Annotated in this window: 15 protein-coding genes; 5 read left to right on the plus strand and 10 right to left on the minus strand. The window is 65.4% G+C overall.

Features of this window, described 5'->3' with window-relative positions; translation table 11 throughout:
* Window positions 1–305: 305 nt before the first annotated feature.
* Window positions 306–1,046: a TraX family protein gene (locus ACK6AU_RS10500; RefSeq protein WP_409299198.1), complete on the minus strand. Its 741-nt coding sequence runs from the start codon at window positions 1,044–1,046 to the stop codon at window positions 306–308.
* Window positions 1,047–1,161: 115 nt separating this feature from the next.
* Between ACK6AU_RS10500 and ACK6AU_RS10505 the strand changes: the two genes are divergently transcribed.
* The gene (locus tag ACK6AU_RS10505) at window positions 1,162–2,202 is read left to right on the plus strand and encodes a low specificity L-threonine aldolase (RefSeq protein ID WP_185697140.1); all 1,041 of its coding nucleotides are present in this window, start codon (window positions 1,162–1,164) and stop codon (window positions 2,200–2,202) included.
* Between the two features lie 63 nt (window positions 2,203–2,265).
* Here the strand turns inward: ACK6AU_RS10505 and gbcB are convergent, their stop codons facing one another.
* A complete protein-coding gene (gene gbcB / locus ACK6AU_RS10510; protein WP_185697139.1) occupies window positions 2,266–3,366 on the minus strand; it encodes a glycine-betaine demethylase subunit GbcB in 1,101 nt (366 codons plus the stop codon).
* A 290-nt stretch (window positions 3,367–3,656) separates the two neighbouring features.
* Here gbcB and gbcA point away from each other — a divergent pair, with 290 nt between their 5' ends.
* Window positions 3,657–4,949, plus strand: coding sequence for a glycine-betaine demethylase subunit GbcA (gene gbcA, locus ACK6AU_RS10515; protein ID WP_185697138.1), 1,293 nt, complete (start codon window positions 3,657–3,659; stop codon window positions 4,947–4,949).
* 85 nt (window positions 4,950–5,034) lie between these two features.
* Here the strand turns inward: gbcA and ACK6AU_RS10520 are convergent, their stop codons facing one another.
* The 8 genes from ACK6AU_RS10520 to ACK6AU_RS10555 form a co-directional block, all read right to left on the minus strand.
* A complete protein-coding gene (locus ACK6AU_RS10520; RefSeq protein ID WP_185697137.1) occupies window positions 5,035–6,312 on the minus strand; it encodes a metallophosphoesterase in 1,278 nt (425 codons plus the stop codon).
* 113 nt (window positions 6,313–6,425) lie between these two features.
* Window positions 6,426–9,878 (minus strand): alpha/beta fold hydrolase, encoded by a 3,453-nt coding sequence (locus ACK6AU_RS10525; RefSeq protein WP_409299202.1) that lies wholly within the window; start codon window positions 9,876–9,878, stop codon window positions 6,426–6,428.
* 883 nt (window positions 9,879–10,761) lie between these two features.
* Entirely contained in the window at window positions 10,762–11,532 is a 771-nt protein-coding gene (locus tag ACK6AU_RS10530) for an electron transfer flavoprotein subunit beta (protein ID WP_185697135.1), read from the minus strand.
* Window positions 11,533–11,542: 10 nt separating this feature from the next.
* Window positions 11,543–12,766 (minus strand): electron transfer flavoprotein subunit alpha/FixB family protein, encoded by a 1,224-nt coding sequence (locus ACK6AU_RS10535; protein ID WP_409299204.1) that lies wholly within the window; start codon window positions 12,764–12,766, stop codon window positions 11,543–11,545.
* Window positions 12,766–14,712 (minus strand): dimethylglycine demethylation protein DgcB, encoded by a 1,947-nt coding sequence (gene dgcB / locus ACK6AU_RS10540; protein ID WP_409299206.1) that lies wholly within the window; start codon window positions 14,710–14,712, stop codon window positions 12,766–12,768. Before dgcB ends, ACK6AU_RS10535 begins: the two co-directional genes overlap by 1 nt.
* Before the next feature lie 161 nt (window positions 14,713–14,873).
* A complete protein-coding gene (dgcA, locus tag ACK6AU_RS10545) occupies window positions 14,874–16,934 on the minus strand; it encodes a dimethylglycine demethylation protein DgcA (protein ID WP_185697132.1) in 2,061 nt (686 codons plus the stop codon).
* A gap of 15 nt (window positions 16,935–16,949) precedes the next feature.
* The gene (locus ACK6AU_RS10550) at window positions 16,950–17,480 is read right to left on the minus strand and encodes a DUF5943 domain-containing protein (RefSeq protein ID WP_022641515.1); all 531 of its coding nucleotides are present in this window, start codon (window positions 17,478–17,480) and stop codon (window positions 16,950–16,952) included.
* A gap of 210 nt (window positions 17,481–17,690) precedes the next feature.
* Entirely contained in the window at window positions 17,691–18,668 is a 978-nt protein-coding gene (locus ACK6AU_RS10555; RefSeq protein WP_185697131.1) for a dipeptidase, read from the minus strand.
* A gap of 343 nt (window positions 18,669–19,011) precedes the next feature.
* Between ACK6AU_RS10555 and ACK6AU_RS10560 the strand changes: the two genes are divergently transcribed.
* The 3 genes from ACK6AU_RS10560 to ACK6AU_RS10570 all read left to right on the plus strand — a co-directional run bounded on the left by ACK6AU_RS10560 (window position 19,012) and on the right by ACK6AU_RS10570 (window position 21,035).
* Window positions 19,012–19,416, plus strand: coding sequence for a lysozyme inhibitor LprI family protein (locus ACK6AU_RS10560; RefSeq protein WP_022641517.1), 405 nt, complete (start codon window positions 19,012–19,014; stop codon window positions 19,414–19,416).
* A 140-nt stretch (window positions 19,417–19,556) separates the two neighbouring features.
* Window positions 19,557–20,474, plus strand: a complete 918-nt coding sequence (locus ACK6AU_RS10565) for a LysR family transcriptional regulator (RefSeq protein ID WP_409299209.1) — start codon at window positions 19,557–19,559, stop codon at window positions 20,472–20,474.
* 144 nt (window positions 20,475–20,618) lie between these two features.
* Window positions 20,619–21,035, plus strand: coding sequence for a DUF3010 family protein (locus ACK6AU_RS10570; RefSeq protein ID WP_409299211.1), 417 nt, complete (start codon window positions 20,619–20,621; stop codon window positions 21,033–21,035).
* The last annotated feature ends 40 nt before the right edge of the window (window positions 21,036–21,075 follow it).

The following is a 21,075-nucleotide window of genomic DNA, read 5'->3' on the forward strand; positions in this document are numbered from 1 at the left end:
GCAGGTGCTTATCAGGGGAATGGCGCGCAGCGCCCCTCGACGCAGTCGAGGACATCGCTGGAAGCGATGCCCCCTGAGAAGTACCGGAACGAGGGAACCCGAGCGCAGCGAGCGGCCGGACGTGGGGGCAAGACCTTTTGGTTCCTTTTGTCTGGGCCGGCACCCCGGGCGACTGACAAAAGGGACTCGCCGTAAGGGCGAAACCGCCAGCCGCTACACCCGCAGCGCCGGATATACATGCAACCCCCAGAACACCTGGCCGGCTACCAGGCCGCCAAGGTCGCCAAGGCCCCGAAGCGCCCCCATCACCCCAACACCTGCCTCACCCCCAACAACACCAAAAAATGCCCCGGATACAACCAATAGGCCCACCGCCGTATCGCCGGCACCCACCCTCCACCACGCATCCCCCGCAACAGCCACATCCCCAGCCCCGGTGCCAGCAGGCAAGCTACCACCCCCCAATCCGCCAGCGGATTGCCCAGGCGCACCGCCGCAAACAGCACCTCCCACTGGTTGCCCACCAGGCACAACACCCCCGGCAGCACGGCGAAATACCAGGGCCGACGCAGCACTAACAGCAAGGCCAATGGCAGCAGCACCCCGAACGCACCGAACATCAGCCACCGCGAAAACCCCAACGCCACCCCCAGGGCCATCACCCCCAAAACCAGGTCAAGACCGCTACGCCGCTGCCAGCCCCGCGCCACCAGCAATCCCAGGGCCAGGGTCGGCAGCACGTTCAGGGTGTCGGGCTCGGGAACGAACAGCCGGTAGGGAATTTCACTGAGCCCGCAGAAGGCCAGCAGCCACCCCAGGTAGCGCCACTGCCCGGTCCGCTGCGCAGTGCCGACGCGCCGAAGATTGGCCGCCATCGCCAGGCAGAACCAGGGAAACGCCAGGCGTCCGGGCACATACAGCCAGTCCAGTTCCAGGCCCACGTAGCGCAGGTGATCCAGGACCATGCTCAACAGCGCCAGCCACTTCAGCGCATCCAGTGCGCTGTCGCGCGGCAAGGGCACGGGCATCAATGTCGCGTCACGCATAAATCCTCATGTGCCATGCATTATTACTCGCTAACAGAGCGTGTGCGGGGTCGTTATTCTTGGGTAAAGTGCGCACCATGATCGACCACGGAACCCTCTCATACGGAAGCCGGCCATGACCGACAAGAGCCAACAATTCGCCAGCGACAACTACTCCGGTATCTGCCCCGAGGCCTGGGCCGCCATGGAACAGGCCAACCACGGCCACGACCGCGCCTACGGCGACGACCAGTGGACCGCCCGCGCGGCGGATCATTTCCGCCGGCTGTTCGAGACCGACTGCGAAGTGTTCTTCGCCTTCAACGGCACCGCCGCCAACTCCCTGGCCCTGTCGTCGCTGTGCCAGAGCTATCACAGCGTGATCTGCTCGGAAACCGCCCACGTCGAGACCGACGAATGCGGCGCCCCGGAATTTTTCTCCAACGGCTCCAAGCTGCTGATCGCCGGCACCGAGAACGGCAAGATCACCCCGGCCTCGATCCGCGAAGTGGCCCTCAAGCGCCAGGACATCCACTACCCCAAGCCCCGGGTCGTGACCCTGACCCAGGCCACCGAGGTCGGCAGCGTCTACACCCCGCAAGAAGTACGCGCCATCAGCGACACCTGCAAGGAACTGGGCCTGAACCTGCACATGGACGGCGCGCGATTCTCCAACGCCTGCGCCTTCCTCGGCTGCTCGCCGGCGGACCTGACCTGGAAGGCCGGGGTCGACGTGCTGTGCTTCGGCGGCACCAAGAACGGCATGGCGGTGGGTGAGGCGATCCTGTTCTTCAACCACAAGCTGGCCGAAGACTTCGACTACCGCTGCAAGCAGGCTGGCCAGCTGGCCTCGAAGATGCGCTTCCTCTCGGCGCCCTGGGTCGGCCTGCTGGAGAACGATGCCTGGCTCAAGTACGGCCACCACGCCAACCACTGCGCGCAACTGCTGGCCAAGCTGGTGGAGGACATCCCCGGCGTGGAACTGATGTTCCCGGTGCAGGCCAACGGCGTGTTCCTGCAACTCTCGGAACCGGCCCTGGCCGCGCTGGCCGCCCGGGGCTGGCGCTTCTACACCTTCATCGGCAAGGGCGGCGCGCGCTTCATGTGCTCCTGGGACACCGAGGAAGAGCGCGTGCGCGAACTAGCGGCGGACATCCGCACCGTGATGAGCGCCTGATCCGTCCGGCGAGGGGCTTGCGCCCGTGCATGCCCCTCGCCACCTCAGCCGCCCTTATGAGGCTCAGAACTCCACGCGCACATCGCCCTTGGGCACGCTGCAGCACGACAGGATGTAGCCTTCGGCTTCGTCTTCCTCGGTGATCCCGCCGTTGTGCTCCATCTCCACCTCGCCCCCCAGCTTGAGCACCTTGCAGGTGCCGCAGATGCCCATGCCGCAGGCCTTGGGAATCATCAGGCCAAGCTTGGCCGCCGCCGCGTGCACGGTCTCCCCCGGGGCCACGCGGATGCTCTTGCCCGACGCGGTGAATTCCACCTGGTGCAGGTCGGCGGCATCCACTTCCGGCGCCTCGGCGGCTTGCTCGGCCTGTTCCACCGCATCGGCCCGGGCATCGGCCGGCGTCGCGCCGAACGACTCCTCGTGGTAGCGGGTCATGTCGAAGCCGGCGGCCTCCAACAGGCGCTTGACCGCATTCATGTAGGGCGTGGGGCCGCAGCAGAACACCTCCCGCTCGAGGAAGTCCGGCGCCATCAGCTCCAGCATCTTGTGGTTGAGGTAGCCGCGATAACCGGCCCAGGGCTCGCCCAGGCCGTGGCGCTCGCAGATCAGGTGCAGGCTGAAGTTGTCGATCCGCGACGCCATGTGCTCCAGCTCGCGGTGGTAGATGATGTCCTTGGGCGAGCGGGCGCTGTGGATGAACACCATGTCGACATTGCCGTTGGTGTCGTAGAACCAGCGCGCCATGGACATCACCGGGGTGATGCCGACCCCGCCGCTGAGGTAGAGGATCTTCGGATTGGGGAAGTCGATGGCGTTGAACAACCCCACCGGCCCGTGCACCGCCAGTTCCTGGCCTTCGTGCAGGGTGTCGTGCAGGTAGTTGGAGACCTTGCCGCCGGGCACGCGCTTGATGGTCACCGAGAAGCTGTAGGGCACCGACGGCGAGCTGGAGATGGTGTAGGAACGCATCACCGGCTGGCCTTCGATCTCCAGCTCCAGGGTGACGAACTGCCCCGGCTTGAAGAAGAACATGATCGGCTGGTCGGCCATGAAGCAGAAGGTCCGTACGTCCCAGGTTTCCTGGATGACTTTGACGCAACGGACGATGTGCCGACCATTGGCCCAGGTCTGGGTGGTTACCGGGTTGAGGAAGGTATTGGACATGCTGTTCTCCACGGCCGACTGTCGGCGTCTTGCCAGCGATTCTGCGTAAGGCGCCCAGGGCCTGTTTACCTATCCGCGACATTCACATGCTTATCGCGACCAGGCCCCGGCTACAGGGCCTACGGCGTCGGGAACAGATTGGGCCATGTCGCCCATGGATAAGGTTCGTGGCGCCTGCGGACCCACACTCGGCCCCACGACAACCGCTGCTTTTTCGTGACTTGCGTAGCACCGACCGTAGCCACTCCCTAATACGCCGGCCGCACCGAACGGCCATGAGGACCTGAACGATGGACGTCACCACCCTGAGCCTGGGCGATCCACTGGAACCCGCACGCAAGGCCACCGCGCAGATGCTGCAGGAGCGCGAGCGGACCTTCTCCCTGCCGCAACCCTTCTACTGCGACCAAAGGCTGTTCGACATCGACATGCAGGAGATCTTCCACAAGGAATGGCTGATCGCCGGCATGACCTCGGAGATTCCCGCCAAGGGCAACTTCATCACCCTGCAGATCGGCAAGAACCCGATCATCGTCATCCGCGGCGCCGACGGCGTGGTCCACGCCTTCCACAACGTCTGCCGGCACCGCGGCTCGCGCCTGTGCACCAGCGACAAGGGCAAGGTGGCCAAGCTGGTCTGCCCCTACCACCAGTGGACCTACGAAGTGGACGGCCGCCTGCTGTTCGCCGGCACCGAGATGGGCGCCGATTTCGACATGAAGCAGTACAGCCTCAAGCCGGTGCAGGTGAAGACCGCCGGTGGCTACATCTTCATCTCGCTGGCCGAGAACCCGCCGGCCATCGATGACTTCCTGGCGACCCTGGCCCACTACATGGAGCCCTACGACATGGAGAACACCAAGGTGGCGGTGCAGACCACCTTGATGGAAAAGGCCAACTGGAAACTGGTGCTGGAGAACAACCGCGAGTGCTACCACTGCAATGCCTCGCACCCGGAGTTGCTCAAGACCCTGCTGGAATGGGACGACGTCACCGACCCACGGGCCGACCAGGCCTTCAAGGACCACGTAGCCGCCTCCGCCGCCGCCTGGGAAGCCGAGAAGATCCCCTACGCCCACGCCAGCTTCGGCCTGCGCAACCGTATCGTGCGCATGCCGCTGCTCAAGGGCACCGTGTCCATGACCCTGGACGGCAAGCAGGGCTGCAAGAAACTCATGGGCCGGATCAAGAACCCGGACCTGGGTTCGATGCGCATCCTGCACCTGCCCCATTCGTGGAACCACTGCATGGGCGACCACATCATCGTGTTCACGGTGTGGCCGATCAGCGCCCAGGAAACCATGGTCACCACCAAGTGGCTGGTGCACAAGGACGCCGTGGAAGGCGTGGACTACGACGTGGAGCGCATGCGCCAGGTGTGGGACGCCACCAACGACCAGGACCGGCGCCTGGCCGAGGAGAACCAGCGCGGCATCAACTCCACCGCCTACCAGCCCGGGCCCTACTCCAAGACCTACGAGTTCGGCGTGGTCAACTTCATCGACTGGTACAGCGAGCGCCTGCTCAACAACCTCGGCGCCGAACCGGCGCCCTACCTCAAGGGCGTGCCGGTCACCGGCTGAGCTGCGCGCGACCGCAGATCCTGAAGACCTCGCAAGCTCGGCAGCGGCTACATGATTCGCCTCTGTAGCCGCCACATCCGTGGTATCACACCAGGGGCCAGCGCACCGTGCCTTTCTCGCTGACGAACTGTTCGGTGATCTGCGCCCCCTGCAGCCTCACCCGGGCATAACCGTTGAGCACCCGCAGCGGGTAGTTGGCATCTCCGGCTTTCTGGGTTTCCGACCACAACACCCCAGGCGCGTGATCCAGCTCGCTGGCATCACCATAGGGGATCGCCCCGTGGCCGACGCAACGCCCGTTCATCACCCCCATGCCCTGGGGATCGGTCTTGGGCGCGTAGAAAATACCGTTGTGCAGGTGTCCCCAGTACCAATAGTCCGGCACGCGATTGCCCAGGGCCTTGCACACCTGGCCGTACAGCGCGGTCGGGGTCTTGCCGGTGATGTCCAGGCCCTGGTGATGGCTGAGCAGGATGATCTTGCGGCCCTGGCCGTGACTGGCCATCAGGTCGCTGAGCCATTGTTCCTGGACGGCATTGAGGTTGCCGTCCATGTACAGCTGCATCTCATCGGAGGCGTAGGCACTGTCCAGGCCAATGATCAGCCAGTGGGTGTTGAACAGGGCGAAATAGCTGGTGCCCTGCTGGTCCGGGAACAGCGTCTGGATCTCGTCGAAGTAGCCATGGGCGCCGCTGTACATCTCATGGTTGGAGTTGAGGCTGAACGAGGCCTTGCTGCCCATGGGCCAGGACGCCAGGTTGTTTCGCTCGTCGCTGTCGGTACCGGCGTAGTACACATCGCCCAGGTGGATGGTCACCTGCGGTTGGTCCGCGGTGATCAGGTCCGCCACCCGCTGCGCCGCCGACTGGGGCTCGAAGTAGCCGGTGCCCCAATCCCCGGCCAGGTCCAGCAGGACCTCATCGGGGATCTGCAGCAACGCCGGGGTGGTGCCGAAGGTGGCGTGGTCGCGCAGGTTCTCGATCCAGGCCACCAGGGCTTCGCTCCATTTCAGGTCCAGCAGCTCCCACTTGCGACAGCCCAGCAGGCTGCCGTCCTTGAGCACCTGGGTCGCCAGCTGGTCCACCGATTGTGGCAGGGGCTGGGCCGCGCCCAGGTGCAGCACCGACAGGCCATGGGCCAGCTCCCAGGGCACCGGCGGCTGGCCCGGCGGCAAGTCGCCGTGGGCGATGGCGTATTGCGCCTGGTCGTGGGCGCGCTGTACCAGGTCGAGGATGGCTTGCAGCTCCTTGGGCTCGAGTTGGTTGCGCAGATTCTTCCAGGCCAGGTCGAACCGGGCGACCAGGCCATCGACCTGGGCTTTCATCCGGCCGAACTCCTCTTCCACACTACTTGCCAGTGACATAGCGGTGTCCCTCCTGATAGCCCTGCGGCGGCACGGGTTGCTCGCCTCCCAGGGTCTTCATGTATTCGATCAACGGCCCTTTCTGCCGCTCGGAAAGCGGCGTGCCAGGAGGCTCAACCCAGGGCGGTCTTCTCCAGGTGCGCGAGGATCAGCGGGTACACATCCACCACCGCGTTCTGGCCGAAGATGCAGTCGATATGCCCATAGCCCGGCACCACATGCCGACTGAACAACTCGGGGCCATGCAACTGGCACAGGCGCTCGTAGGTCTTCTGGGTGCTCAGCGGCAGGTAGCACTGGTTGTCGGCGCCGCTGATGAAGCAGATCGGCAGCTTCAGCCGATCGAAATGCGGCATGTAGACGTCCTGTCCCTTGAAGTCCACCAGGTGGCCCTTGCGACAGATCAGCGCCAGGTGCTCGAAGGTCTGGATATTGGACTCGCCGAACAGCTCGTGCAGGTTGTCGTGCAGGTTCTGGTTGAGGGTGTCGTGGCGATACAGCGAGGCGTACATGAAGGTGATGCGATGGCACACCGGGTTGGTGCAGTAGCCCTGGGCCTCGATCCGCGCATAACCGTTGAGCGCCTTGTCGTAGAGCTTGTTGAACCAGCTTTCCTTGCTGTCGGCATAGGCCGTCAGCGACTTGATGCCGATGGCGTCGAGCATGCCCGGCAAGTGCAACCCGGCCTTGATCCCGGTGGCGGTAGCCACCACGGTGTCGGCGGCGACCTGCGAGCAGACCACCGAGCGCACATGCTCCAGGCCCGCCAGCAGCGACATGAAGAAGGTGGTGGCGCCATAGCAGTGCACCACGCATTGCACGTCCCGGGCGCCGGTGGCCTCGCGGACCTGGGCGATGGCGGCCTTGAAGTCGTAGGCGGCGATCTGGTCGCCATTGCACTCCTGCTTGCTGGCCGGCAACAGGATGCTGACCCGGAAATCCAGGAGCCAGACGTCATAGCCGTACTTGCACAGGTACTCCAGCAGGTTGGTCTGGATGGTGTCGGTGGAAAAGATGCTGGAGCCCACGCCCAGGCCATGGACCAGCATCACCGGGCCCTTGCCGCCGGCCCGGTAGCGGGTCAGGCGCAGTTGCACGCGGTCTTCGGTCTCGAAGAACTGCACGCTCGGCACCGGCGCGGCCAGCGGCCGCTTGACCCGTGGCGGAGCGTCGGGATTGAAGTAGATATCGCCGGCGAACACCCCGCCGTAGCTTTCCCAGAGGATCCCGGCGAAGAACTGGCCGAAACGTGCCAGGGCCTCGATGCGCTCACGCTCGTTGCGGGCGTTGAGCACCTTCATGGTGGTCATTTGCCGGGCGAAATCCGCAGGCTGGATGTGCATCACGCCCGAGCCCAGCACCGGCCCGTTCTTGTCCTGGCCCCGGTACAGGGTCACGTAGAGCGTGCTGGTGTCGGGCCAGATGTTCACCACGCCGTGGTCCTCGGGCACGGTCTTGAAGGCGCTGAAGTAATAGTCGCTGCCGTCCTCGGCGCGAAGGCGCATGTCGTAGTTCATGTGCCGCACGCCCACTTGCTGCTGGTATTGCTCGAACAGGTTGAACACCCCATGGCTGGCCACCAAGGGCTGAGGCGACAGCATCGGCGCCTCCAGGGTGCCCACCAGGGTCGCGGCGTGCTCGCGCTCCTTGATCATCCGGTTGAGGTCGGCGGCGGTGATGGTCAGGGTGAATTCGATGGACGAGTTCTGCTCTTCGCCGCGCTTGGCCGCCGCTTGATAGAGCGCCAGGTCGGTGCCCTGGGGCTGGGTGAAGGCCGTGGAGAAGAAACCCTTCATGGTCTCGGTGAACTGCACGCCCAGGGTCGGCGCCACAGCCGGCTTGCCAGGGGCCGAGGGCAGGCGGTAGTCGATCTTCCAGCCGCGGTCCTCGGCCAGCAGTTGCATGGTGCGCTCGCTCACCGCCGAGATGGTCAGCAGCGGATTGACCGCCAGGGAGGTGGGAATCACCGCGCCATCGGCCACATAGAGCCCGGGGTAGACATCGGTGCCCTGGGTGCCGCTGAACACCTGGCCCTTGTGGTTGACCACGCCCTGGCTCGCGTCCTCGCCCATCACGCAGCCGCCCAGGGGATGGACCGAGACGATGCTGTGCTTGAGCAGCCGGGTCCAGATCGGATTCTCCACCCAGACCCCGCCCAGGGCCCGGGTGCTCTGCAGCAGGCGCTGGTTGCCCAGCACCACGTTGGGCTGCTCGCCCACGCCCGGCCAGTCGATGCGCAACTGGTCCTGGGCGTCCAGCAGCATGCGCCCGCGACCGTTGTCGTGGCTCATGATCAGGTAAGTCTGCATGTTGTGCAGGGCGCCATGGTAGGGCCCGCGCAGGAAGCTTTCGGCCTCGCGTTCCTTGTAGCCCAGCTTGCCGCTCAAGCTGTTGTCGGTGGCCTGGCCCAGGGTGCTGGCGAACAGCGCCATGCTCGGCACCATGGCCTGGCCGAGGGCACCGGGGATCGAGCCTTCCTCGATGACCATGCGGCTGGTGCGATCGCCTTCGGTGCGCATGTCGATCACCGAGGTGATGCACGGGCCCACGGGTTTCAACTCGCTGGCCGGATGAGTGCCGAAGCCGATGCCGTTGATCGGTTGCTCGCAGTTATGGCCGAAACCGAGGATGTCGCCGTTGCCGCTCATGTGCTCGCCCAGCTGGGCCGAGGTGGCCAGGCCCTTGGCCCGCGAGCGCAGGAGGATCTCGGTGGAACCCAGGGTGCCGGCGGACAGCACGACGATATCGGCCTTGACGAACAGGGTCGGCGCCGAGAACTTCTCGCGACCGCTATCCAGGTACTGGAAGTGCACGATCCAGCCATCGCCATCACGCTCCAGGTGGCGCACCTGGGCCTGGCAGAAAATCTCGGCGCCGTGGTTGCAGGCGTCGGGCAGGTAGTTCATCAAGGTGGTGTTCTTGGCCTTGTTGTTACAACCCGAGACGCAGTCGCCGCATTGGTTGCAGGGCAGTTGCTCGACCCCGACATGGTTGAGGTTGTTGGGCAGCTTGTTGAAGGTCACGTTGATCGGCGGCTTGTAGAAATGCGCGCCTTGCTTGAGGTAGTCCGCGGACTTGCGATGGGCCTTGAGCTTGTCTAGGGCCGGCGCCGAATCGGGATAGGGATTGGGCTTGAGCATCTCCCGGGCCAGGGCGAAACCCTGCTTGAGCAAGGTGTCGCGGTGGTCGCGCACCGCCTGGGGCCAGCGTGGGTCATCGAACACCCCGGGCTCGGGCTCCAGGGCGACGTTGGCGTTGATCAACGAGGTGCCGCCCAGGCCGCAACCCACCACCACGTTCTGCTGGGCGTTGACATGCAGGTCGAACAAGCCGGTGCGCGAACCGATATGCCCATCGGGATCGTGCACCTGCAACTCCTCGGTGGCGCTGGCCAGGGTGTTGGGAAACTCCCCGGGGCGAATCTCTCGCCCACGCTCCAGCAGGCACACCCGGCGCCCGGCCCGGGACAACCGCGAAGCGGCGATGCCGCCGCCATAGCCGGAGCCGATGACGACGACGTCGTAGTGTTCCTGGATCTCGCTGATGGGGGTGGCGATCCGAGTCATGGCGGGGTTCCTCTCAGGCAGATGGGGCGACTCTATGGTCGCTTCCTTCAGGTGCAGCCGATCACGCAGGCAGCCGCACGGGCCGGCCGCTGCGCCAGAAACGCAAACCGTGGAAAGCAGTGTCGGGATCGAACAGCCACTGGGGCTATAGGCGTGCGCGCTGGTTGGCGGCACGGCGGCGGGTGCGCCGGGGGAAGGTCCCGCCGTTGGAAGCCCGTGGTAGATGACAGTCCATTGCCTGCACTCCCTGGGCCGGGTGTGGATAAGTAACGAGCCGGTCCTAGTGGCATCAGTCAAGTCAGGCCGCTTGCCACTGTCAAGGCGGTCATTAGAACTGTATGAAATTTGATCTATTGCCGTACACGCTATGAATTACAAGGCCCGTAGCGGTTGGCGAACAACTTATCCACATCTTGGCCCACAGCAATTGTGGGCAAGTGCACCGGGGATGGGGATATTTCCTTGGGGATTCCCAGGAAAATCCATAGGTTAGGCAAAAACAAGCGTTTGACGCGCCTCTGATCAATTTTTGAACAAAAGCCTGAAAGCCTTGCTACACATGGCCTACAGCGCGAGGCGAACACCTTATCCACAGATCGGCCAACAGACTTTGGGGGCAACTGCTGTGTACAACTGTCCCTTGAGGGGTTCGACAGCGCGGAAAAAAGCCAGGAAAAACCATAAGTTAGCCTGGTCAAATTTCATACAGATGGCTGGAGGGCTTGGCTGGCGTGGGTTGGAGCAAGGCGCGAACATCTTATCCACAGAGCCGCGCACAGGGATTGTGAGTAACCGTGGAGACAGGCCTGCAAGCCAGGCTCCCCCAGGAACAGCCGGTCGACACTCGATTGCTCGCGATAGCGCTAGTGCGGCGGGTGCCGCCCTAGCGGAGCACCCCCTCTTCCAGCAACAACTTGAAGATGGCCTCGGCCCCGGCTTGCGCGCTGAGGTCCTTGAGCACCTGGCCGGTGCCGCCGCTGGCCTTGGCGGTGGCGGCCTTCATGCGGTCGGCGCCGCTCTTGGCCTTGATCACCTTCAAGCGCTTGGGCCGTGGCCTGGCCGGCTGCAGGCTGGCGCCGGTGAACAGCTCGTCCTCCACCACCATGACCTGGTCGGCGCGCAACACCCCGCGCCGCGCCGGGCCATAGGCACTCTGGCGAGGCTTGGGCGCGGCGTTATCCACAGTGGCGAGGAACGGCAGGCGCACCTTGAGCCGGCGCCGCTGGCCACGGGGCAAGGCCTGCAGCACATGGGCCACGCCATCTTCCAGGGATTCCACCTGGGCCAGCCCCACCACCAGCGGCCAGCCCAGGTTCTCGGCCAGCAGGAACGGCAGCATGCCCGAGCCTTCGCCGGTTTCCGCCTGGCTGCCAGTCAACACCACCTGGGCCCCGGCATGGCGCAGGTACTGGGCCAAGGCTGGCAAGGCATCGGCGCCGGCCGGCTGCTCCAGCACATGCAACTGCTCCAGGCCCATGCCCAGGTAGGCGCGCAGGGCCGGCTCGGCGGCGTCGCCGGCGTGCAGCACCTGCAGTTGTCCACCGGCCAGTTGCAGGCCCAGTTCCACGGCCCTGGCGTCTTGTTCGGCACGCCGTGGCCGACCGGAGGTCGGGTGCGCGCCGATGGAGACCAGGCTGATTACATGACTGTTCATGAGTGCTCCCTCAAGCCGCATCGCGCTTGGCGGCGCTGCGGTAGGCTTCGACGGCGGCGATCAGCGCCTCGAGGATCGCGGCGCTGTCGCCGATCACCGCCAGGTCGGCGCGCTTGATCATGTCGCAGCCCGGGTCCATGTTGATCGCCACCACCTTGTCGCAGGCGCCGATGCCCTGCAGATGCTGGATCGCCCCGGAGATCCCCACCGCCACGTAGACCCGCGCGGTCACCCAGGTACCGGTGGCGCCCACCTGGCGGTCGCGGGGCATGAAGCCGTCGTCCACCGCCACCCGCGAGGCGCCCTCGGTGGCCCCCAGGGCCTGGGCCGCGCGATGGAACAGCGCCCAGTCCTTGACCCCGTTGCCCCCGGACAGGATGAACTCGGCCTCGGCCATGGGAATCGCCGCCGGGTCCACCGCCACTGCGCCCAAGTCTTCGATCCGCGCCAGGCTGCGGGCCACGCTTGTGGATAACTCCACCGGCAAGGCTTCGTGACGGGTTTCGCTGACCGGCTCGGCACATTCGGCCGCCGCCAGGATCAGCCGTGGCAGAGGCCGGGCCAGATCCTCCAGGCCCGCACCGGCACGACCGATGCATTGCCCTTCCTTGACCTGCCAGACCCGGGTCGCCGGGCGTTCGCCCAGGGTCGCGGCAAAACGCCGGCCCAGCTCGCCACCGCCGCTGCGGCTGTCGGGCAGCAGCCAGTGACGTGGGCCGAACTGGTTATCCACAGCCCGCAGGCCCTGGACCCGTTGCTCCGGTGCATAACCTTCGAACTCGCTGCCCGGCAGCACCAGCAGGCGGTCGGCCCCGGCCGTGGCGAAATTCGGCTCCTTGTGCTCGCCGAACACCACCACCAGCACCGCGCCGTCCTGGCCGGCCAGTTGCCGGGCCAGGCCCAGCAAGTCGCGGTCGTGGCTGCTCAGGCGACCGCCGACCATGTCCGGCACCACGTTGATGTAGAACGCCGGCTGTGCCAGCTGGTGCAGCGGCAGTTGCACCTCGACCGCCGCCGTGCGCTTGGGGCTGCTGCCGCCCTGCTGGGCGCCGCTGCGATCGATACGCTTGAGCCCGTTGGGACCGACGAAGCCCATGCCATGGGGATTCTTGCGCACCAGGCCATTGGGGCCCATCCAGCTGTGCTGCGCCGGCTGCATGGCCGCATGCAGCGGGTGCAAGCGGTTGCGGGCGATCCACTCGGCACGGGGATCGCGACGGATAATCTCACTCATCAGTGCACCTCCGCAGGTTCGGCTTTCGCCACTGGCGCCTTGCTCGGGGCTGCGCTTTCCAGCAGGGCCTCGGCCACCAGTTCGGCGATGTCCTTGATCATCGGCCGGGGCTCCACCACCCCTTCGAGCATTGCCGTGCATTGCGGACAACCCACCGCCACCAGCTCGGCGCCGGTCTCGCGGATGTCCTCCATGCGCATGTCGGGAATCCGCTGCTTGCCGGGAATGTCGGTGATCGGCGCGCCACCGCCACCGCCACAGCAGCGGGAGCGGAAACCTGCGCGCTGCATTTCCTTGACTTCGATCCCCAGGGCACGCAGCACCTGGCGCGGGGCTTCGTACTCACCGTTGTAGCGGCCCAGGTAGCAGGGGTCGTGGTAGGTCACGCTGCCACCCTTGTGCCGGCCAAGATCGAGTTGGCCGGCGGCGATCAGCTCGGCGATGTAGGTGCTGTGGTGCTGCACCTGGTAGTCACCGCCCAAGGCGCCGTATTCGTTTTTCAGCACATGGAAGCTGTGGGGATCGCAGGTGACGATGCGCTGGAACTGGTACTTGGCCAGGGTCTGGATATTGCGCCGGGCCAGTTGCTGGAAGGTCGCCTCGTCGCCCAGGCGCCGGGCCACGTCGCCACTGTCGCGCTCTTCCAGGCCGAGCACGGCGAAATCCACGCCCGAGGCCTTCAGCACCTTGACGAAGGCCCGCAGGGTGCGCTGGTTGCGCATGTCGAAGGCACCGTCGCCGACCCAGAACAACACCTCGGTGCTCTTCACCTCGGGCAGCAGCGTGAGGTTGAGGTCGGCTGCCCAGTTCATCCGCCCGCCGGGGTTGAAGCCACCCGGGTTGTCGGTGGCGATCAGGTTCTCCAGCACCTCGGCGCCCTTGTTCGGCGTAGCGCCTTTTTCCAGGGTCAGGTGGCGGCGCATGTCGACGATGGCATCGACGTGCTCGATCATCATCGGGCACTCCTCGACGCAGGCCCGGCAGGTGGTGCACGACCACAGGGTCTCGGCATCGACCAGGCCGTTGACGATCGGCTGGTGCGGGTTGCCGCGGTGTTCGCCGATCGGCTTGCCAGGGTACGGGCTGCCGGCGAAGTTCGCGTCACTGCCACCGGCCAGGCCGACGACCATGTCCTGGATCAGCTTCTTGGGGTTCAGCGGCTGGCCGGCGGCGAAGGCCGGGCAAGCCGCCTCGCACTTGCCGCACTGCACGCAGGCATCGAAGCCCAGCAGCTGGTTCCAGGTGAAGTCCACGGGTTTTTCCACGCCCAGGGGCGCGCTGGGGTCTTCCAGGTCCAGCGGCTTGAGGCCGGTGGAGCGGCCGCCGCCGAAGCGTTCGGCGCGGCGGTGCCAGGCCAGGTGCAGGGCACCGGCGAAGGCGTGTTTCATCGGCCCGCCCCAGGTCATGCCGAGGAACAGCTCCGACACGCCCCAGAGCACGCCCAGCGCGAGGATCGCCGCCAGCAGCCAGCCACCGAACTGCTCCGGGAGAATCCCGGCCACCGGCAGGGTCACCAGGAAGAAGCTCGCGGAAAACGCCAGCAGGCTCTTGGGCAGGCGCATCCACGGGCCCGTGGACAGGCGCGACGGCGGGTTGCGCCGGCGCCGGTAGACGAAGATCGCCCCCACGAACATCAGCGCCGACATCAGCAGCAAGGCATAGGCCAGCACGCGGTTGTGCAGGCCGAAACCGTGCACCAGCAGCGCCAGGACGATGGAAGCCACCGCGCCACCGGCGGTGGCCACGTGGGTGTTGGCGATGTACTTGTCGCGGGCCACCACATGGTGCAGGTCCACCATGTAGCGCCGGGGCATGGCCAGCAGGCCGCCGACCAGGTCGACCTTGGAGGCTCGCCCCCGGCGCCACATGGCCGCGCGCCGCAACGCGCCGAGGACCGCCAGGCCCAGGGCAGCGAACAGCAGGATGGGAAGAAGGGTATTCAACATGGTGAAGCTCCCAGAGACCTCGGGCTTAACTGCCGGATGACTTGCTCGCCCCCTGTAGGAGCGAGGCTTGTCCGCGAGACGTTGTGGCATTCGACACGAGTGTCGGCAGATCCATCGCTTTCGCGGGCAAGCCTCGCTCCTACGGGGTTATCCACAAGCGCTTAGAAATCCTTGCACAGGCGCAGGGCGTCGTAGATCGCGGCATGGGTGTTGCGCTGGGACACGCAATCGCCGATGCGGAACAGCAGGTAGCCATCGCCCGCTTCGCCCAGGCAAGGCTGCGGCTTGATCGCGAACAGCGCCTCGACGTCGATCTGGCCCTTGTTGCGCGAGCCGTCCTTGAGCCCGTAGTACAGCGCCTCGTCGGGACGCACGCCGTTCTCCACCACCACCTGGTCCACCACCCGCTCCTCGCGGGCGCCGGTGTATTCGTTCTCCAGTACCGCCACCAGCTTGTCGCCCTCGCGGTAGACCTTCTCCAGGGTCAGGTCCCCGGTCATGATCACTTCCTTGGGGTACAGGCTGCGGTAGTAGGTGGGGAACGAGGTGCCGCCGATGGCGATGCCGGGCTTGATGTCATCGGTGACGATCTCCACCTGCGAGCCTTTGTCGGCCAGGTAGTCGGCGACCGACATCCCGGTGAATTCGCAGATGGTGTCGTACACCAGCACGTTCTTGCCCGGGGCGACCCGGCCATCGAGGATGTCCCAGCTGCTGACCACCAGCCCTTCGGCGGCGCCCCAGTGTTCGTTCTGCTCGATGAACGGATGGCCACCCACCGCCAGCACCACCACGTCGGGGCGCAGGTCGAGGATGGTCGCCGCGTCCGCCGCGGTACCCAGGCGCAAGTCGACCTTCAGCCGTGCCAGCTCCAGTTGGTACCAGCGGGTGATACCGGCGATCTGGTCGCGCTGCGGGGCCTTGGAGGCGGTGGTGATCTGTCCGCCGATCGCCTCTTTCTTCTCGAACAGGGTCACGTCGTGGCCGCGCTCGGCCGCCACCCGGGCAGCCTCCATGCCCGCAGGACCGGCGCCGACCACCACCACCTTGCGCTTGGCGCCGGTGGTCTTCTCGATGATGTGCGGCACCCCCATGTATTCACGGGAAGTGGCGGCGTTCTGGATGCACAACACGTCCAGGCCCTGGTACTGGCGGTCGATGCAGTAGTTGGCGCCCACGCACTGCTTGATCTGGTCGATCTGGCCCATCTTGATCTTGGCGATCAGGTGCGGGTCGGCCATGTGCGCGCGGGTCATGCCGACCATGTCGACGTAGCCGCCCTCGAGGATGCGCGTGGCCTGGTTCGGGTCCTTGATGTTCTGCGCGTGCAACACCGGGACCTTGACCACTTCCTTGATGCCCGCCGCCAGGTGCAGGAACGGCTCCGGCGGGAAGCTCATGTTGGGGATGACGTTGGCCAGGGTGTTGTGGGTGTCACAACCGGAACCGACCACGCCGATGAAGTCGAGCATGCCGGTGTCGTCGTAGTACTTGGCGATCTGCTTCATGTCCTCGTGGGACAGGCCGTCGGGATGGAATTCGTCGCCGCAGATGCGCATGCCGACGCAGAAGTCGTCGCCGACTTCGGCGCGCACCGCCTTGAGCACCTCCAGGCCGAAGCGCATGCGCTTCTCGAAGGTGCCGCCCCATTCGTCGGTCCGCTTGTTGACCCGCGGGCTCCAGAACTGGTCGATCATGTGCTGGTGCACCGCCGACAGCTCCACGCCGTCCAGGCCACCTTCCTTGGCGCGACGGGCGGCTTGGGCATAGTTGCCGATCACCCGCCAGATTTCTTCCGGCTCGATGGTCTTGCAGGTGGCGCGGTGCACCGGCTCGCGGACCCCGGACGGCGACATCAGGGTCGGCCAGTTGAAGCCGTCCCAGCGCGAGCGCCGGCCCATGTGGGTAATCTGGATCATGATCTTGGCGCCGTGCTTGTGCATGGCGTCGGCAAGATTCTGGAAGTGCGGGATGATGCGGTCGGTGGACAGGTTCACCGAACTCCACCATTCCTGGGGACTGTCGATGGCCACCACCGAGGAGCCGCCGCAAATCGCCAGGCCGATTCCGCCCTTGGCCTTTTCCTCGTAGTACTTCACGTAGCGCTCGGTGGTCATGCCGCCGTCGGTGGCGTAGACCTCGGCGTGGGCGGTACTGAGCACGCGGTTGCGGATGGTCAGTTTGCCGATCTGGATCGGCTGGAACATCGCTTCGAAAGCCATTGTCTTGAACTCCGCTTACAACGCTTTGACGACGAACAGGCCGTCGTCGTGACCTTCTTCGGAACCGCCGTAGACCTGCTCGGCCACGGTGCGGATCTTGCTGCCACGGGCCGCCAGGATCTGGTCCATGGCGCCGGCGAACCAGCCGGTGAACATGTAGTCCACCTTGCGCCCGCACTTGCCGTAGACGTAGACGAAGGCCGAGTGCTCGAGCTTGACGCTGGCGGTGCCCTGGTCGAGGTCGATGTCCTGGATCTTGAACAGGCCCCAGCCGCGCTGCGACAGGCGCTTCATGTAGTGCTCGAACACCGCGACGCCTTCCAGGCCATGGCATTGGGCTTCTTTCTCGCACCAGTGCCAGGCGGACTTGTAGCCGGCCTTGTAGAGGATCTCGGCATAGGCGTCGGCGCCCAGCACTTCCTCGATGCCCATGTGGTTGTTGACGAAGAAATGCCGCGGTACGTACAGCATCGGCAGGGCATCGGACGTCCAGACGCCGGTCTCGCTGTCGACTTCGATGGGCAGTTGCGGGGCGATCTTGGCCATGGAAACTTGACTCCAGAAATTCATTCTTGGCTTGGCAAAGCCTTGGCTTTGCATGGAAAAAATTCGCGTGAATACCGCTGGAGCCGTCGCGAGCACACCGAGAGCAAGGGGACCCGCAGCGACAGGCGAGGGCAGTACGCCTGTACGGCGAGCCTGTCGCGAGGACGCGACGCAGCTATCGGTGGGCGCAGCAGGCTCCGGGGGTGTTCATCACTCGCCCCAGACGTCCTTGAGGACGTTGACCCAGTTCTCGCCCATGATCTTGCGTACCACGCGCTCGGAATGGCCGCGCCCCAGCAGGGTCTCGGTGAGGTTGGGGAATTCGCCCACGGTGCGGATGCCCAGCGGGTTGATGATCTTGCCGAAGTTGGTCAGGCGCCGGGCGTAGCCCTTGTCGTGGGTCAGGTACTCGAAGAAGTCCTGGCCATGGCCCTGGGTGAAGTCGGTGCCGATGCCGATGGCGTCTTCACCGACGATGTTCATGGTGTACTCGATGGCCTCGGCGTAGTCGTCGATGGTCGAGTCGATGCCCTTGGCCAGGAACGGCGCGAACATGGTCACGCCGACGAAGCCGCCGTGATCGGCGATGAACTTCAGTTCGGCATCGGACTTGTTGCGCGGGTGTTCTTTCAGGCCCGAAGGCAGGCAGTGGGAGTAGCAGACCGGTTTCTTCGATTCGAGGATGACTTCCTCGCTGGTCTTGGAGCCGACGTGGGACAGGTCGCACATGATGCCGACGCGGTTCATCTCGGCGACGATCTCGCGACCGAAGCCCGACAGCCCGCCGTCGCGCTCGTAGCAGCCGGTGCCCACCAGGTTCTGGGTGTTGTAGCACATCTGCACGATGCCCACGCCCAGCTGCTTGAACACGTCCACGTAGGCGATCTGGTCCTCGAAGGCGTGGGCGTTCTGGAAGCCGAAGAGGATGCCGGTCTTGCCCAGTTCCTTGGCCCGGCGGATGTCGGCGGTGGTGCGCACCGGCATCACCAGGTCGCTGTTGTCGCGGATCAGCTTCTGGCTGGCGGCGATCTGGTCGACGGTGGCCTTGAAACCCTCCCAGACCGACACCGTGCAGTTGGCTGCGGTCAGGCCGCCCTTGCGCATGTCCTCGAACAGTTCGCGGTTCCATTTGGCGATGATCAATCCGTCGATAACGATGCTGTCGGCGTGCAGTTCGGCTGGGCTCATCAGGCTGTCCCCTTTTATCTGGCGATTCCTGCGCCGAATCGTCTGCCGGCGCTTTGGGGCCAGCATATGCCTGAGGGCCAGGGCGCCCCGGTGCAAAAACGACAGGGGAATTGCCGAAAGCGTCAAGCGCCGACGAAGCGCCATGCCTGGCTCCGCGAAAACCACGCCAGGGCAGACAGGAACAGGCGTGAAAGCACAGCCCAGGGGGCCTGGATGGGCATTGCCTGCCGGGCCTGGGCGATAGTTTTCACGCGGCCCGGGGCAGGCTCTGTTCTTTGCCCGAACCTTGGGCCAGAATTCGCCGCTTCAACCAAGGCTTCACCGGATGGGAGACAGCGCTGCAATGAAGAAACCGATCTTCCTGGCCCTGATACTGCTGGCGAGCGGCGCCCAGGCTGCCGAAGAGGCCGACGGCTCGCCCTGCGACGGCGTGGAAAACGACGTGCAGACCCTGGAATGCGCGACCTACAACAGGACCACCGCCGAGCAACTACTCAATGACAACGTGCAGAGCCTGCTGGAGCGCCTGGGCACCTTGTATGGCAACGACAAGGCCCAGCTGGGCGACATCACCGCCAAGGTCAAGAACGCCCAGCAGCTGTGGCAGAAGCAGCGTGACGCCGACTGCGCCGTGGAGTCCTTCCCGGCCAAGCCCGGCAGCAAGGCCTACAACATCGCCAGCAACGATTGCCTGGCGCGCATGAGCGACGAGCGTTCGGAGTTCATCGAGTCCATCGCCCAGGAGTGATCCCCTGGTGCCGATCCGGGGACGCACCAGCGTCCCTGTCCCTTCGCAAGCCGCAGGCTGTGCTTGAATACCCTGCAAGGCCTGGACTGCCAGCCTGTTCAAGGCAGGGCCGGGCTCTTGCCCAGGGAGTGGGGGACACCATGGATTTTTCACTGGACCAGCTGCGGATGTTCGCCCAGGCCGCCCGCACCGGCTCGTTCTCGGCCGCCGCGCGCCAGCTGGGCAAGACCCAGTCCACCGTCAGCCTGGCCATCGCCAACCTGGAAGACGACCTGAAGGTGGAGCTGTTCGACCGCAGCACCCGCAGCCCGGCATTGACCGCCACTGGTCGGAAAATCCTGCTGCAGGCCGAGGCGGTGCTGGAGCGCTGCCAGGACTTGCAAGCCAGCGCCGACCGCTTGTCCCAGGTGCCGGAAGCGCAGTTGACGCTGGCGCTCCAGGCCCCTTGCGGCCCACTGCTGCCGCTGTTGCGCGATTTCGAGCAGGCTTTCCCCCAGGTCGACCTGCTGCTGCGCCAGCCTCGCTCCACCAGCGCCAGCGAACTGGTGGCCCGGGGTGAGGCAGCACTCGGCCTGGCCCCCTCAGCGCCTGGTTATCCCCAGGCGCTGGAGTTCCAGCACGTGGGCCGCTTGCACCTGGTGCATGCCTGCCGCCCGGATCATCCCCTGGCGCAGCGCAACCCCCTGAGCGCCGACGACTTGCAGCAGCACCGGCGCCTGTGCGCCTCCAGCCTGCCCAGCCAGCAGCCCCCCAGCAGCGAGTACCTGCGTTGCCTGCGGCTGTGGCAGGTACAGGAACTACACGTATTGCTGGAGATGCTGCGTGCCGGGCTCGGCTGGGCCGCCCTGCCCCGGCAACTGGTCCAGCGCGAGCTGGCCAGGGGCGAACTGGTGGAACTGCACCTGGCCGACCCGTTCCACGGCGACTGGCAGGTAGGCGTCGATCTGCTCTGGGCACGCCACAGCACCCTGGGCCAGGCCGGTACCTGGCTCAAGGAGCGCCTGCTGCACAGCCGGGTGTACGAAATGGACCGCCGCGGACCGCCGCCCGTCCGCTAGAGAGAGGGGCAACAAAGGGACAAGCTTCTGTCGTGGAGGAAATACAAGTCTCGGCCGCGCCGCGGCATTCGGCATTCGGCATTCGCGCCGACCAGCTGGAGCTGTAAGCTGCGCACCAGCCAACGACTTTCACAAGGATTCCCCATGAGCATTTGCGGTATCGAGATCAAGGGCAGCGAGGCCATCTTCGCCCTCGCCTCCCTGCAAGGCGGCACGCTTGAACACCAGGCCATCGCGGTGAAGAAGATCACCCTGGAAGACGACGATGAAGCGGCCAACGTGCGCACCTTCGCCGCCCAGGTGCGGGATTTTGTCCGCGAGCAGGGCATCACCCGGATCGCCATCAAGAAGCGCAGCAAGAAAGGCGAGTTCGCCGGTGGCCCTACCACCTTCAAGATCGAGGGCGTGTTCCAGTTGCTGGAAAATTGCGAGGTGACCCTGCTGTCGCCCCAGACCCTCACCGCCCAGCACAAGAAGCACGGCTACGAGCTGCCGGCGAGCCTCAACAAATACCAGCACGAGGCGTACAAGGCGGCCTGCGCGGCGCTGCTGAAAAAGTAGTCCGCGTATCTCTAGGAGCGAGCGGGCGGCGATCCGACTG

It is taken from the genome of Pseudomonas sp. KCJK8993, assembly GCF_046230915.1.
Lineage (GTDB): Bacteria > Pseudomonadota > Gammaproteobacteria > Pseudomonadales > Pseudomonadaceae > Aquipseudomonas > Aquipseudomonas piscis.